Here is a 13,799-nt window from a genome sequence, read left to right as displayed (position 1 = left end):
CTCTCTCCTATGCGCCAGTGATGGACTGAATAGCGGTTAGCGGCTTCGATTGCGACCAAACCGCGCTAAAGCCTAGAGTCGGTAAATGCTGCTGAACGTGTTGCCATGACTGATCATCATTGATGTTGCTCAGGCAGTTCATCTGACGCAAGCTGCGCTCGATGGTACCGCGAGACAAGTGCTTTGCTAGCTCGCTATAGTTGTACATCGGCGTGCTGTTTTTGCCCCAGTTTTCAATGCCTAGGCGGCTCGTCAATGCAGGGTAGCGGTAGCTGAGTGGTAATCCGTGGCTAAGCGGCTGATCTGTTTTGTCCCAGCGAATATTGGCAAGTTTTGGAGACAGTTTCTGTATCGCTTTTCGATGGAACCGACTCGCGAGTTTATAGCGCACTGGCAAGTGAGCAATTTGATACAGAGCATCTTTGTTGAGAAATGGATGGCTGCGAAGGTAGTGCGAATCTAACATTTGCTGGCCGCAGGCGACAAAGCGAACCACTCGATTTTGTAGATAGAAATTGTCCAAAAAACGTGCTGCCGTATCGAAATGATGGGCGTGGCGTTCAATGATTCTATTAAGGTCATTGAGCATGGTTTCTTTGTATTGCGGTGCATAGTTGAAGAACGGTGTGGCTGATTTCGAATACTCTTCTCTTATGTAACGCTTCGCTCGCTCCATCAGCGACGTGTGACCTACCATGCCTTGACCAAAGATACTGAAACCTGGAAAACCCCGGTCGTAGTAAAACGCTCTTGCCACTTCAGCACCGGTGCCGGTGAGAAGCATGCGTCCAGAGGTTTGTGCTAAAAGTGAAGAATCAAGAATCGAATGAGCATGATGGAGAGGGACTTCTCCATTTCCGAGATCCGCGACACGTTGAATGTTGCTAGGGTCAGTTGGCGTCGCGAACTCGTTTCCAGTAATCAAACGAAGCCCTGCGCACTCGGCAAGGTTTTTGGCAATTTGATGGTCACTAGAGAGAGGTGAGCCGTAGGTTAGCGTGGTTGGTTTTTTGCCAAGCGCTGTGGCTGCGGAAAGAATCAAGCGAGAGTCAAGCCCGCCACTTAATGACACCATTGGCTCACTGCCGTAGTTAAACGCTTCGCGAACGGCTTCGACAAAAGCCTCCAACGCATCGTCAAAACGGGTGATGTCGTTATCTAAAATCGGGGTGTCTTGATGAGATTGGATGTTAGTGCGCTCAGAATCGATAGTGACTGTTGTACGCCCATTGAGGCAGCGGATCTCATTCCACAATGTCTGCTCATCAAACAACTGGCCGAACGCTACCAAAGTGCGTTGAGCGCTAGACGTTTTCGGTTGGTGATGTGTAAAGGTGCTCAGCGCTTGACGACTGGTATAAAGCGCGGTGTTGTGTTGATGTTCGCCAATCCAAACAGGGAAGATGCCAAGACGATCTGTACATGCTTGTACGGTTTGCTCATTGCTATCGACTACAATCCAACTTCGACCCCAATAAGACTGACTGCGGTTTAAGCTCACATCGGCGATAATATCAGCATCGCTGGCAGCGCTGGCTGGGTCACCCCAACAAATCACGGTTTTATGGCCAAGCTCCCAAATGGTCGCGCTATCCAGTTCGCCATCATTGGCCGTGTTAGTAATTTCGACTGCTTTGTTGGTCGCTTTAGGAATTGTAATTAGATAATGTGCCATAACCCTGCCTCAGAAGTTCTATTGATACCTCTGTATTGCAACAGCCGTGCCCAAATTTAAATATAATAAATACAGTTGGTTACGTTTTGATCTTGAAGTGGTAATGGTGTTTTTTCATTTTGACAATCAAAATCAGATTGAGAATTTGCACTGAGATGGGGTTAAGAGCGGATAAACAAAAAGAGAGCCACAAGTGACTCTCTTTCATGAAACTACGATTCGCTAAATGTTGGAATCGATGGCGTTAAGCGCGAGCTCGGCGTTTAGGAGCGCCTTTACCGTTTGGTTTACCTGCAGGCTTGCCACCTGATCTTTGTTGACCATTTGGTTTGCTGCTTGGTTTACCGTTGCCTTGCTTGCCGTTGCCTTGCTTACCAGGGCCTTGAGCACCATGACCTTGAGTGCCATGACCTTGATTCTGACCAGTTGCTGGGCGTTGACCCGGTTTCTTACGTCGCTGACCATCGGTTCGGATGTCCGGTTGTCCCTTCGTGTGCTTGGTAGCAAATCGATTGGCACCATGACGGCCGGACTTACGGCGCTGTGCTGGCGTACGTGAGTCGATATCTTCAGCAGGTACTAGGCAGCTTGGTTTGTCGCCAATTAGATATTGCTTACCCATGCTGACTAAGGCTTCACGGATCTGCGGCCAGTTGTCTGGATCGTGATAACGTAGCAAGGCTTTGTGCAAGCGACGCTGACGTTCGCCCTTCGCCACTGGCAAGTCTTCACGTTTTTTGTATTTGACGCGTTTCAGCGGGTTCGTTTCTGAGTAATACATGGATGTTGCATTACACATTGGCGACGGATAGAAGTTCTGAACTTGGTCACATTCAAAGTTGTTCTTTTTCAGCCACAGTGCCAGGTTAAGCATGTCTTCGTCTTCTGTGCCTGGGTGTGCCGAGATGAAGTATGGGATCAAGTACTGTTTCTTACCTGCTTCAGCGCTGTATTTTTCAAACATCTCTTTGAAGCGGTCATAGGTACCCATACCTGGTTTCATCATCAGATCCAACGGGCCTTTTTCCGTATGCTCTGGTGCGATCTTTAGGTAGCCACCTACGTGGTGCGTCACGAGTTCACGAACGTACTCTGGGGATTCAATGGCCAAGTCATAACGAACACCAGAGGCGATCATGACCTTTTTCACTCCATCAACTTTACGCGCTGCGCGGTATAGGTCGATAGTGTGTTTATGATCCGTGTTGAGCTTGTTACAGATACCTGGGAACACGCAAGAAGGACGTCGACAGTTTGCTTCCGCTTTTGGATCAGAGCAGCCTAAGCGATACATGTTGGCTGTTGGGCCGCCCAAATCAGAGATGGTACCAGTAAAACCCGGTACTTTGTCGCGGATCTCTTCTAGTTCCCCAATGATTGATTCTTGAGAGCGGTTTTGAATAATTCGTCCTTCGTGTTCAGTGATCGAGCAGAACGAGCAACCTCCAAAACAGCCACGCATAATATTAACCGAGGTTTTGATCATGTCGTAGGCAGGGATCTTGGCTTTACCGTATTTAGGGTGAGGTACACGCGCATATGGCAGGCCAAACACGTAGTCCATCTCCTCTGTGGTGAGCGGAATCGGTGCTTGGTTTACCCAAAGCTCTCGGTTGCCATGGCGCTGAATCAGCGCACGACCCGAATATGGGTTGGTCTCAAGGTGCATCACACGGCTGGCATGAGCGTAAAGGATACGGTCATTGTTGAGCTTCTCGAAGGGTGGCAAGCGCACAGCCGTCGAGACTGCATCATGACGAGATGGGCGAATGGTAATCGGTTTCGCTTCAGCTTCAGCTTCAGTCTCTGATTTGTTGGTGTCGCAGTTTGATTCCACCTGATATGGGTTTTGTGGCACGAATGCTTTACCCGGCTTTTCAATACGCGATGAGTCAATGATGGTGTATTGCTCTGGTTCAACCGCCAAATTCACTGCTGTGCCGCGAATATTGGTCATGTCAGCCACGCTTTCACCATCAGCCAGTCGGTGCGCAACTTCTACCAGTGCACGTTCTGCGTTACCAAACAGTAGAATGTCGGCTTTGGCGTCAAATAGCACTGAGCGACGAACTTTATCTGACCAATAGTCGTAGTGAGCAATACGGCGCAAGCTGGCTTCAATACCACCCAGTACGATAGGAGTTTCTTTGTAGGCTTCTCGGCAGCGCTGAGAATAAACCAGTGTTGCGCGGTCTGGTCGTTTACCACCTTCGTTGTTTGGTGTGTAAGCATCGTCGTGGCGCAGTTTTTTATCCGCGGTGTAACGGTTGATCATTGAGTCCATGTTGCCAGCAGTGATACCGAAGAAGAGATTCGGCTTACCTAGGCTCATGAAGTCATTCTTATTGCTCCAATCTGGCTGAGCAATAATACCAACGCGGAAGCCTTGTGCTTCAAGTAGGCGACCAATGATAGCCATACCAAAACTAGGATGATCAACATACGCATCCCCCGTGACAATAATGATGTCACAGCTGTCCCATCCAAGGGCGTCCATCTCTTTTCTGCTGGTGGGCAAAAAAGGAGCAATACCAAAGCATTCCGCCCAGTATTTTTTGTGCTCATGGATTGGGGTGATGTCGTTGTGCATATTTTAACCTCTAGTTTTGAAGGCGGGCATTATATACTTCAATCCCAGTGACTTCAAAGCCCAAACAAAGTGTGGTTATTTTGCTGTATGACGAGTCAATGGTATTCGTCCTCAAGCTGATATATCATCAGCGTCAATGATTTTTGCTTTGAACTCATACCCATGATTACCGCTGTTTTGACATTACTTGCGCCGGCACTTGCCGTTGCGATGCTCGTACTAACTCTTATTTTAGCAAAGGGCGACATTTGCCCTGGACAAAGAGGCCGTATTCACAAGTTATTGCCAGCTATAGGCATACTTTGGCTTGCCATTGCTTCTTTGAAGATTGAAGCTTTTTTAGTGGTGTTTGCGCTGTTCTATTTCTATTCCAAAGTTCAAACAGGTAAAACTCGAGAGAAAGGGCCTTTCTGGGCTCTGCATCTTGCTAACGGTATGGGGATGACCTTCTCAGTGATTTTGATCGCTCAGCAGCCAAATCTCGCTCAATCTATGTCGCTTGCCAGTGCAGGATTATTGCTAGGTGCGGCGTTTGCCCATCTACTGCTGACAATGGCTAAGACACGACTTCAGGCCTTTCATCGCATCTTACCGGTGTCAGGCGTTGTGTTTGCGATGCTATTGGCATTGAGTTTTGTGTTTAATGCTTATCAGTGGGAGCCTGAGGTTGTTGCTAACTATACTCCAGCGGTGATTATCTCTTTGCTTATGCTAATGGCTGGCATCGTGATTTGGAGCTGGCACATTATTCGTCACCGAGCACCAGCGAAAGGTCAGCTTGCCGTCGCGTTTTTGAGCCTTTTGGTGACCAACATTGGGCTGTTGCAGCTTTATTGGCTTGCTTGATCTGTAAACCAAGTCACTTTCTATTCCGTAATAAACAGCTAGTCTTTAAGGGCTAGCTTTTTTTATGGAGTGCGGTTATGGATCTAAGTAATGTGAGCGGTTTTGACAGTATTATCTTGCTTGGTATCGTCAACGAAAAATTGCGCTTAGAGTGCGACTCGTTTGATGAGTTGGTGAGCATGTATGAAATGGACGTAGAAGGCGTGGTAGGCAAATTGGATATGCTCGGTTACCAGTATGACCCTTTGACCAATCAGTTCAAAGCGTACCAACGCTAAATCGCTAACCATAGAAAAAGGTCGCACAATGCGACCTTTTCGTTTCTATAGAGCCTGTTTATTATAGAACTCTTTATCTATTTGGGCTCATTAGCCGCAGCATTTTTTGTGCTTTTTACCGCTGCCACACGGGCAAGGGTCATTGCGACCTACTTTCACCGATTCAACGGTTAGCGGTTTAGGTGGAATGCTGTCATCGATTTCACCATCGACGTAAAACCACTGGCCTTGTTCGAATAGGAAGCGTGAACGCTCTGCCAAGCAGTACTCATAACCGTTGTCTTTAAGAAAAGCGCGAAAGCTTACATAGCCTTCGTTTTCATGGTTACCACTCTCGCTGCCAATAACTTCAAGCTTGAGCCAATCACTGTTTATAGAGTCAGCAATTGCTTCTCGCTCATTCTCTGCCTGACAACTTGGATGATAGGTCGCGACAACAAAGTCAACATCCTTGGTTAAGTGGGCGCTATAGCGCGCGCGCATCAGCTGCTCAGGTTGTTTAGCTAGAGTGACATCTTGGTGGATGGGGTGGCAGCATGTTTCGTAGCTTTGATTACTGCCGCAGTAGCATGGTTTCATGATTAATCTTTGATTTGGTGTTTAACGCTCAAACGTGAACGTGGTACTCGGACTCAATTACCAGTAGGTCTTCAGTCCATTTAATAGCGTCATCATAATGCTTAGCGAGCTTTTCGTCACTGACTTCTAGTTTGTCGCGATAAGCTATCACCGTCATCCAATCGGCATTCTCGTACGCTTTGACCAAGGACAGAATGTTGCCAAGTGTGCCTTGTTTAGTCACCAACGCTGATTTAACCATATGGTCGATAGGCATTTTTTCTACCAGCTCTTCTAAAGGTTGGTCAAACAGCGAGTCTAACAATGAGAACATACCAGTGAGAAAGCCAAGGCCTTCGTCGAGATTGGTATTCATGTCGCTAAGCAGCAGCTCACAGAAACGAGCGCGTTGAATTGATAGGCTATACAGGCTATCTGGCTTGTCGTCTTGGGTTGATGTAATCGCCACTAAGGAGATGAATTTTCTAAGACGCTCTTCACCTAGGTAAACTAAGGCTTGCTTGAACGATTTGATTTCTGAGCGGATCAGATACGAGGCATTCACAAACGTTAGTAGCTTGTACGACAAGGTGACATCAAGAGAAATGAGTCGTTCTAGCTCATCGTAGTTGATGTCTTGGTTGGCTATCTCTTTACAAAGCTGAACGACCGTCAGGAAAGAAGGTTTGATTTGCTTACGGCGAATCAACTGCGGACGACTAAAGAAATAGCCTTGAAACTGATCAAAGCCGACTTGCTTGGCAAGCTCAAACTCTTCGTAGGTTTCCACTTTTTCAGCTAGGAAAGTAATGTTATGAGGTCGCAGTCTTTCGATAAGTGCTTGAGCCTTTTTCAACGAGTACTGGCGAATATCAATTTTGATAATCGATGTATACGGCAAGAAAGGTAGCCACTCTTTGCGTGGTACAAAATCATCAAGGGCGATGGTGTAACCCGCTTGGGACATTTTCTTAATCGCAGCAAGCAGCTCAGCAGTCGGCTCACAACTTTCTAAGATCTCGATTACCAGATTTTCTTTAGGGAATAGGGTCGGGACTAAGTTGACCAAGCTTTGGTAAGGGAAGTTCACGAAACCTAGTTTATCGCCTATCGTACTGTAATGTGTTGCCAAGAAATGCTCGGAGAGAAGTCGGTTGGTGGCCAGTTCTGGGTCAATATCTGGAAAGGTATTGTTAGGGCCGTCCCGAAATAGCAGCTCATAGCCAACAGTTTTTTGTTCGCTATCCAAGATAGGTTGTCTAGCGATGTACGAGTATTTCAAATTCTGCATGGTTATCTCAAAAACGTTGACTCATAGTAACGTTTTATTACTTTCTTTGACTATGAAACTATTGGAATTTCGAGGGGTAGTTCATGGTTTGTTAAAAAAACGGCGCTCAAGACACTGCGATTCTGGCTCACACACTAATACCGAGCCTTGTTGATACCAATCGCCGAGCACGATTCGTGTTGCGGGGTGGCCTTGGACGGTGAACTCATGTGTTCCTGGCCTGTGCGTGTGCCCATGGATCATAAGATCAGTGCCAGTCTCACGAAGCAGCGCTTCTACTTCGTTTTGGTTAACGTCCATAATGTCGAGTGACTTACTGGACTTGACCTCTTTGATATCGCCCTGGATTTTATTTGCAATACGGCGTCTTGTAAAGAACGGAAGGCGATTAAATAGCCATTGCAGCCAAGGCATATGTACTTTGGCGCGAAACTTCTGATATCGCACATCATCAGTACATAGCGTATCCCCATGTAATATCACCGCTTTCTTACCGTATAGGTCGATGACACTGTGTTCATCGAGAAGGGTAATACCGGTTGCTTTGCAAAAACGCTTTCCCAACAAAAAGTCGCGATTACCTTGAATAAAGTAGGTATCGACGCCGTGCTGAGTCAGAGTAAGAAACTCTTGCTTAATCATAGCGGCAAAAGGAGAAGGGTCATCGTCGCCAATCCAAAATTCGAACAGATCACCGAGTACATACAATGCATCTGCGTGAATGGCTTCTTCGCGCATAAACTTAACAAAGCAATCCGTGGTTTGGGGTAACTGAGGGGAAAGGTGTAAGTCAGAAATGAATAATGTTGTCATAATATACAGCAAGGGAGGGCAAGCCCTCCCTTTTAACGATTACTCTTGAATCGTAGAACCAGTGATGATCACTTCTTCTAGAGGTACGTCTTGGTGCATACCCATAGAGCCAGTGCTCACACCTTTGATCTTGTTAACGATGTCCATGCCTTCAACAACTTCTGCGAATACACAGTAACCCCAACCGTCTAGGCTCTCAGAGCGGAAGTCTAGGAACGTGTTGTCGTTTACGTTGATGAAGAACTGAGAGCTCGCAGAATGCGGTTCCATCGTACGTGCCATAGCCAAAGTACCTACTTTGTTGCTAAGGCCGTTGTTTGCTTCGTTTTTAATTGGAGCACGAGTCGTCTTCTCTTTAAGACCAGACGTCATGCCACCACCTTGGATCATGAAACCGTCGATAACACGGTGGAAAAGCGTGTTGTCGTAGAAACCATCGCGGCAGTATTGTAGGAAGTTTGCACTTGTTTCTGGTGCTTTCTCTTCGTTCAATTGAATTTTGATGTCGCCGAAATTAGTGTGAAGGGTGATCATGATGAATACCTATTCCATTTTTCTATTTTGAAGCCATGATTCTAGCTTAACTCCCTGCACAAGCAATAGCAGAAAGCGGGATATCTGCAATAAAAGGAGCGCTTTTTATACAATGGATAGTGTTAGCTGCAAAAACTGCCGCAAAAAGCCGAGATTTCTTCGCTAATTGACTCCATTCTACGTAGCTTTATGGTTATAATCGCCGATACATTTCAAACGTAATAGTTCAGATAGAGATCATGTTAAAAATATACAACACACTGACACGACAAAAAGAGGAATTTAAACCTATTCATGCAGGCAAAGTCGGCATGTATGTCTGTGGGGTCACTATTTACGATCTCTGTCACATTGGTCACGGTCGTACTTTTGTTTCATTCGATGTGGTATCCCGTTATCTTCGTTACGTCGGTTATGACCTAACATTTGTACGTAACATCACCGATATCGATGACAAAATCATCAAGCGTGCTAACGAAAATGGTGAGTCTTGTGAGTCGCTAACCGAGCGCTTAATTGGCGAAATGCACGCAGACTTCGATGCATTGAACATGAAGCGCCCAGACATTGAGCCTCGCGCGACTGAATTCATCGCAGAGATCATTGCGCTGGTTGAAAAGCTCATTGAGCGCGGTTTTGCCTACGTCGCTGATAATGGCGACGTGATGTTCGAAGTCGGTAAGTTTGACGAATACGGCAAGCTGTCTAAGCAAGATCTTGATCAACTCCAAGCAGGAGCGCGCGTAGATGTAGAAAGCGCAAAACGCAGTCCGCTTGATTTTGTACTTTGGAAAATGTCTAAACCAGGTGAACCTACATGGGAATCACCATGGGGCGCAGGTCGTCCTGGTTGGCACATTGAGTGTTCGGCAATGAACTCATCGATTCTTGGTGACCACTTTGATATCCACGGTGGCGGTTCGGATCTTCAGTTCCCACACCACGAGAATGAAATTGCTCAGTCTTGCTGTGCTCACGATACCCAGTACGTGAACACTTGGATGCACAGTGGCATGGTGATGGTAGATAAAGAAAAAATGTCTAAGTCACTAGGTAACTTCTTTACGATCCGAGACGTTCTTGGTCACTACGATGCAGAAACGGTTCGTTACTTCCTAATGTCTGGTCACTACCGTAGCCAACTTAACTACAGTGAAGATAACCTAAACCAAGCACGTTCAGCACTTGAGCGTCTATACACGTCACTACGTGGTTTGGATGTTAATGCAGAGCCTACAGGCGGTGAAGACTATGTGACTCGCTTTACGACAGCGATGAACGATGACTTCAATACTCCAGAAGCGTACTCAGTGCTGTTTGATATGGCGCGTGAGATTAACCGTCTGAAAACAGTTGATATGGCAGAAGCGAGCCAGCTTGGTGCGCTAATGCGCGAACTGGCTGATATCATTGGTATTTTGCATCAAGATCCAGAAGCTTTCCTTAAAGGCGATGCGGGTGATGATGACGAAGTGGCGGAAATTGAAGCGCTGATCAAACTTCGTAACGACTCTCGTGCATCGAAAGATTGGGCGAATGCCGATCTGGCTCGCGATAAGCTGAACGAACTGGGTATCATCCTAGAAGATGGCTCAGAAGGCACGACGTGGCGTCGTAAATAACCGTTTTGATAGCCCTAGCTTGCTAGGGCTTCTTTTTAGTTTCTAATTTTGGTGATACGTTTTGGCTCAGATGTACTTCTATTACTCAGCAATGAATGCGGGTAAATCGACGACTCTTCTTCAATCTTCTTTTAACTATCAAGAACGTGGTATGACGCCACTTATCTATACCGCAGCGTTGGATGATCGCTATGGTGCCGGTAAAGTCAGCTCTCGTATTGGTCTGCAGTCGGAAGCTCAGCTGTTTCGCGCTGAGACGAATCTTTTTGATGAGATTGCGGCGATCAATGCTGAAACCCCAAGACACTGTATTTTGATCGATGAGTGCCAGTTCTTATCCAAGCAGCAGGTGTACCAACTTACCGAAGTAGTGGATAAACTGAATATTCCTGTGCTTTGCTATGGTTTGCGCACCGACTTCTTGGGTGAGCTTTTTGAAGGCAGTAAACACCTTCTGGCATGGGCGGACAAGCTCGTTGAGCTAAAAACGATTTGTCACTGTGGCCGTAAAGCGAACATGGTGATCCGAACGGATGAGCACGGTAACGCGATTGCAGAAGGTGACCAGGTTTCTATTGGTGGCAACGATAAGTATGTGTCTGTTTGCCGTCAGCACTACAAAGAAGCGCTTGGGAAGTAATGTAAGTTATTGCTTTATTGTATGAAAGAGAGCCACTTTATGTGGCTCTCTTTTTTTGGACTGAGTAATTACAATGCTTCTAGTGATTACAATGCGTCTAGTGTACTTTGATATTTGAAATGATAACCAAGGTTTTGCAGCTTCTCGCTGGAGATGGTTTTATCCGGCGTTGAGTTCACTAAATTAAGCGATGTGTCCAACCCCGCAGCTCTTAATGCCGCTCGGTAAAACGTCACCTTGTCACAGGATGCAGGTGTGGTGGCATTTACGACACTCGAGCTGATGTTTTCAAGCGCGAAAATGATCGAGCCGATGGCATCATCAAGATGGAGCATATTGGCGGTCGCTTGATCGCTGACGCTTTTGAGCTTGGAAGCAAAGCGCGACGGGTGGCGGTTTGGGCCAAATAATCCGCTGCAGCGCACGATTGCGTAGTCGAGTGTCGAGTTACGAACGTACTCTTCGGCCGTTAACATGATTATAGCTTTAGCGCTAAAATCGTCGCGGCCTTTGGCAATCGGTAGGCGAGCCATGTCTTCAGTCATTAACTCTGCTCGGTCCGGGTAAACAGATGTTGAGCTCACCATAATAATCTTGCTGATGTCGGCATCTTTAGCAAGTTGGCATAACGTATCCCATTGTGAAGCGTAAAGTGCGCCGCCACCTGTTCGAAAGCCCGGCGGGAAGCAGCCAATCAGCGTATCGGCATTCAACCCTCTTAAGTGGTCTAAGGTGGCGAGCTTTTTATCGTCATTGGTAAGCTTGGCCAAATCGAGCACAAAGCCGTCAATACCATGGTGAGCGAGCTCGCTGACACCTTGCTCTGTGGTACGTGTTGCGGTGACCCGATAGTTTTTGTTATTGAGCGCTTTTGCTAGGGGCAAACCAAGCCAACCAGCACCAACGATGACGACATTATTCTGGTTCATGTTAACCCTCCTTGAAGTTCTGTTTCAGCAATTCCCTTAAACGGCGATGGCCAAGATCATTACTTTTGCTTGAATGCTGAATAATACTGACGTTAATCATGGCAGAGATCTTCTCAAACTCTACTGGAACAGGGACGATGATTCCTTGCTCAAGCGCCGACTTTGCAAGGTAAGTGGGTATGTATGTCCAGCCAAACCCAGCAATACACCACTCGAGTAGCATTTGGTAGCTGTCCGAATACCAAATATCTGGACTCAACGCATGATGTAAGCTACTTGTTTTGTTATTGCGAGAGCTGATCGACAATTGGCGATGCAAGCTCAAAATCTCAAGATGAGGGGCGACGGTTTGCGCTAGCGGATGAGACGCTGAGACATAAACGTCGAACTGAAGTGACCCGATACTCTCGAAATCGAGCGAAAAGGGCACGGAAAGATCTTCATGAATGATAGCGGAAGTGGCTCTTCCGGTTTGTACCATTTCGACCGCATCACAGCTTGAAGCAAACAATAGCTCTAACTCGAGTCTTGGAAACTCATCTGATAGCGCTCGAATGATAGGCGTAACCCAGCCAAAAGGAATGCCCTCGTCAATGGTCAGAACGATAGGTTGGATCTCCTTTTGCGTCAAACTATCGACGCGTTCGGCAAGTCGACCATGCTGGACCATGGCGGCTCTCGCGTAGGGTAGCAGCTTTTCTCCCTCTTCAGTAAGAACCGGGTAGCGACCTCTTCTATCAAACAACTCAACCCCACAGTCAATTTCCAGGTTCATAATATTTTGACTCACGGCAGATTGTACCTTGCCTAATTTTCGCGCTGCACTCGAGAACGACCCAGTTTCCACTGTAGTGATGAAGGCTTCGATTTGTTCCACACTCAACATATCAGTTATCCTGATGTTACCTAACTGTCTATGACACTAAGCATAATTGATAATACATCTATTGCTAGTGCTGATAGCAAAGTTAGGGTGTAATTATATGAATGTAAAAGAAAGAATTTTTCACGCGATGCTATTTGAAGTTACGGCTTTAACCATCATTATTTCTGCTGCTTCGATGCTGGCGGGTGTGAAGTCAACGTCAATGATGGCCGTGGGTATTGGAATGAGCGTGTTTACCGTTATTTGGAATTATTTCTATAACGTACTTTTTGACAAGTTAGTTCCAGGGTGTCGAACGCAAAGAACGTTGGCTGTAAGAGTTGGGCATGCACTGGGCTTTGAAGGTGGGCTGATTTTCTTCACGATTCCCGCTATCGCATGGGCATTGGGTGTGACGCTTTGGACAGCACTTATGATTGAAGCTGGTTTCTTAGTGTTCTTTTTCTTCTTTACCGCTGCATTTAATTGGGCGTATGACAAGTGGGCGCCTTATCAGCGGCTAGTATCTTGGTGGAACGCTGGTACCGATTATCAAATACGTTAGAACGAGAATAAAAACTCTGAGTGAATGGAGTTGTTTCTAAGGTGGTTAGTATAAATAGGAAGTGGCAACGGATTACCGTTGCCACTTGAAGTTTCAGTGAGTCAACATTTATGAGCTCAATACGCGTAGGATTTTATCCGCGTGCTCAGCGGTCTCAATCCCTTCATCTGTCAGGTATCCACCGTCCGGTAGAGTACAAAGCCCTTTATCATACAGTCGTTGGACTGCTTTTTGCATATCTTCATTAGCATCATGGTGCACTTTTATACCGGTTGCCGAACTGCTGATATCAAATTTAAGCAGTAGGTTCATCTCTGCGAGATGCTCAGGCGTGAATTTCATAGATTTGCCTCTTGGTTGCGTTTCTTCCATCAACATAGTGGGGAAACAGCACATTGACAATCGCCGAGTGAGGAAAGTGTTAGCTTGCACCGCCTTCTAGTAAGAATTGGTAAAAATTTCGCACTAAGTGGATGAATTATAACCGATTAGAATGCGCCGAGATGTATTTAGTGTTGAATTTGAATATAGTGAGTTGTTTTTGCTTGCTGCACGCTTGGGAGCAGGCTTACGGGATGCGTTGTCCCAGATTA

At 46.4% G+C, this 13,799-nt stretch carries 14 protein-coding genes; 5 read left to right on the top strand and 9 right to left on the bottom strand.

Going from position 1 to position 13,799, the window contains the following annotated elements; all coding sequences use genetic code 11:
• Positions 1-7: 7 nt before the first annotated feature.
• The gene (locus ACVA6Q_RS21055; RefSeq protein WP_446648845.1) at positions 8-1,675 is read right to left on the bottom strand and encodes an asparagine synthase-related protein; all 1,668 of its coding nucleotides are present in this window, start codon (positions 1,673-1,675) and stop codon (positions 8-10) included.
• 244 nt (positions 1,676-1,919) lie between these two features.
• Positions 1,920-4,265: a YgiQ family radical SAM protein gene (locus ACVA6Q_RS21050; RefSeq protein WP_446648844.1), complete on the bottom strand. Its 2,346-nt coding sequence runs from the start codon at positions 4,263-4,265 to the stop codon at positions 1,920-1,922.
• 162 nt (positions 4,266-4,427) lie between these two features.
• Here ACVA6Q_RS21050 and ACVA6Q_RS21045 point away from each other — a divergent pair, with 162 nt between their 5' ends.
• Together ACVA6Q_RS21045 and ACVA6Q_RS21040 are read left to right on the top strand one after the other, a co-directional pair.
• Positions 4,428-5,111 carry a hypothetical protein gene (locus ACVA6Q_RS21045; protein WP_446648843.1) on the top strand — a complete coding sequence of 228 codons (684 nt, stop codon included), beginning with the start codon at positions 4,428-4,430 and terminating at the stop codon, positions 5,109-5,111.
• A 77-nt stretch (positions 5,112-5,188) separates the two neighbouring features.
• Complete coding sequence (locus ACVA6Q_RS21040; protein ID WP_042499342.1) at positions 5,189-5,389, top strand: DUF4250 domain-containing protein; 201 nt, start codon at positions 5,189-5,191, stop codon at positions 5,387-5,389.
• 90 nt (positions 5,390-5,479) lie between these two features.
• Here ACVA6Q_RS21040 and ACVA6Q_RS21035 read toward each other — a convergent pair whose 3' ends face one another.
• The 4 genes from ACVA6Q_RS21035 to ACVA6Q_RS21020 all read right to left on the bottom strand — a co-directional run bounded on the left by ACVA6Q_RS21035 (position 5,480) and on the right by ACVA6Q_RS21020 (position 8,585).
• Positions 5,480-5,968, bottom strand: coding sequence for a YchJ family metal-binding protein (locus ACVA6Q_RS21035; protein ID WP_446648842.1), 489 nt, complete (start codon positions 5,966-5,968; stop codon positions 5,480-5,482).
• A 28-nt stretch (positions 5,969-5,996) separates the two neighbouring features.
• Positions 5,997-7,229: an EAL and HDOD domain-containing protein gene (locus tag ACVA6Q_RS21030; RefSeq protein WP_446648874.1), complete on the bottom strand. Its 1,233-nt coding sequence runs from the start codon at positions 7,227-7,229 to the stop codon at positions 5,997-5,999.
• A gap of 90 nt (positions 7,230-7,319) precedes the next feature.
• A complete protein-coding gene (gene lpxH / locus ACVA6Q_RS21025; protein ID WP_353498381.1) occupies positions 7,320-8,051 on the bottom strand; it encodes a UDP-2,3-diacylglucosamine diphosphatase in 732 nt (243 codons plus the stop codon).
• Positions 8,052-8,090: 39 nt separating this feature from the next.
• Entirely contained in the window at positions 8,091-8,585 is a 495-nt protein-coding gene (locus tag ACVA6Q_RS21020; protein ID WP_353498382.1) for a peptidylprolyl isomerase, read from the bottom strand.
• Positions 8,586-8,824: 239 nt separating this feature from the next.
• Between ACVA6Q_RS21020 and cysS the strand changes: the two genes are divergently transcribed.
• Both cysS and ACVA6Q_RS21010 read left to right on the top strand, forming a co-directional pair.
• Positions 8,825-10,207 carry a cysteine--tRNA ligase gene (gene cysS, locus ACVA6Q_RS21015; RefSeq protein WP_353498383.1) on the top strand — a complete coding sequence of 461 codons (1,383 nt, stop codon included), beginning with the start codon at positions 8,825-8,827 and terminating at the stop codon, positions 10,205-10,207.
• A 61-nt stretch (positions 10,208-10,268) separates the two neighbouring features.
• On the top strand, positions 10,269-10,847 hold the full coding sequence (locus tag ACVA6Q_RS21010; RefSeq protein ID WP_353498384.1) for a thymidine kinase: 579 nt from the start codon (positions 10,269-10,271) through the stop codon (positions 10,845-10,847).
• An 86-nt stretch (positions 10,848-10,933) separates the two neighbouring features.
• On the opposite strand, the gene ACVA6Q_RS21005 is transcribed toward ACVA6Q_RS21010, so the two are convergent.
• Together ACVA6Q_RS21005 and ACVA6Q_RS21000 are read right to left on the bottom strand one after the other, a co-directional pair.
• The gene (locus tag ACVA6Q_RS21005) at positions 10,934-11,776 is read right to left on the bottom strand and encodes an NAD-dependent epimerase/dehydratase family protein (RefSeq protein ID WP_353498385.1); all 843 of its coding nucleotides are present in this window, start codon (positions 11,774-11,776) and stop codon (positions 10,934-10,936) included.
• 1 nt (position 11,777) lies between these two features.
• Positions 11,778-12,662, bottom strand: coding sequence for a LysR family transcriptional regulator (locus ACVA6Q_RS21000; RefSeq protein ID WP_446648841.1), 885 nt, complete (start codon positions 12,660-12,662; stop codon positions 11,778-11,780).
• Between the two features lie 97 nt (positions 12,663-12,759).
• Here ACVA6Q_RS21000 and ACVA6Q_RS20995 point away from each other — a divergent pair, with 97 nt between their 5' ends.
• A complete protein-coding gene (locus tag ACVA6Q_RS20995; RefSeq protein ID WP_353498387.1) occupies positions 12,760-13,206 on the top strand; it encodes a PACE efflux transporter in 447 nt (148 codons plus the stop codon).
• 108 nt (positions 13,207-13,314) lie between these two features.
• Here the strand turns inward: ACVA6Q_RS20995 and ACVA6Q_RS20990 are convergent, their stop codons facing one another.
• Positions 13,315-13,548: a TIGR02647 family protein gene (locus ACVA6Q_RS20990; RefSeq protein ID WP_446648840.1), complete on the bottom strand. Its 234-nt coding sequence runs from the start codon at positions 13,546-13,548 to the stop codon at positions 13,315-13,317.
• Positions 13,549-13,799 lie beyond the last annotated feature (251 nt).

This window comes from Vibrio sp. DNB22_10_4 (assembly GCF_052879755.1).
Note: the sequence above shows the minus strand (reverse complement) of the source record. Positions and strands in the feature narration are given on the sequence as shown.

Bases quoted from the DNA above. Each gene is read 5' to 3' on its own strand.
- ACVA6Q_RS20990 (WP_446648840.1), bottom strand. From the start codon at position 13,548: ATGAAATTCACGCCTGAGCATCTCGCAGAGATGAACCTACTGCTTAAA.
- ACVA6Q_RS21045 (WP_446648843.1), top strand. From the start codon at position 4,428: ATGATTACCGCTGTTTTGACATTACTTGCGCCGGCACTTGCCGTTGCG.
- ACVA6Q_RS21040 (WP_042499342.1), top strand. From the start codon at position 5,189: ATGGATCTAAGTAATGTGAGCGGTTTTGACAGTATTATCTTGCTTGGT.
- ACVA6Q_RS21000 (WP_446648841.1), bottom strand. From the start codon at position 12,662: ATGTTGAGTGTGGAACAAATCGAAGCCTTCATCACTACAGTGGAAACT.
- ACVA6Q_RS21050 (WP_446648844.1), bottom strand. From the start codon at position 4,265: ATGCACAACGACATCACCCCAATCCATGAGCACAAAAAATACTGGGCG.
- ACVA6Q_RS21035 (WP_446648842.1), bottom strand. From the start codon at position 5,968: ATGAAACCATGCTACTGCGGCAGTAATCAAAGCTACGAAACATGCTGC.
- ACVA6Q_RS21055 (WP_446648845.1), bottom strand. From the start codon at position 1,675: ATGGCACATTATCTAATTACAATTCCTAAAGCGACCAACAAAGCAGTC.
- lpxH (WP_353498381.1), bottom strand. From the start codon at position 8,051: ATGACAACATTATTCATTTCTGACTTACACCTTTCCCCTCAGTTACCC.
- ACVA6Q_RS21020 (WP_353498382.1), bottom strand. From the start codon at position 8,585: ATGATCACCCTTCACACTAATTTCGGCGACATCAAAATTCAATTGAAC.
- cysS (WP_353498383.1), top strand. From the start codon at position 8,825: ATGTTAAAAATATACAACACACTGACACGACAAAAAGAGGAATTTAAA.
- ACVA6Q_RS20995 (WP_353498387.1), top strand. From the start codon at position 12,760: ATGAATGTAAAAGAAAGAATTTTTCACGCGATGCTATTTGAAGTTACG.
- ACVA6Q_RS21005 (WP_353498385.1), bottom strand. From the start codon at position 11,776: ATGAACCAGAATAATGTCGTCATCGTTGGTGCTGGTTGGCTTGGTTTG.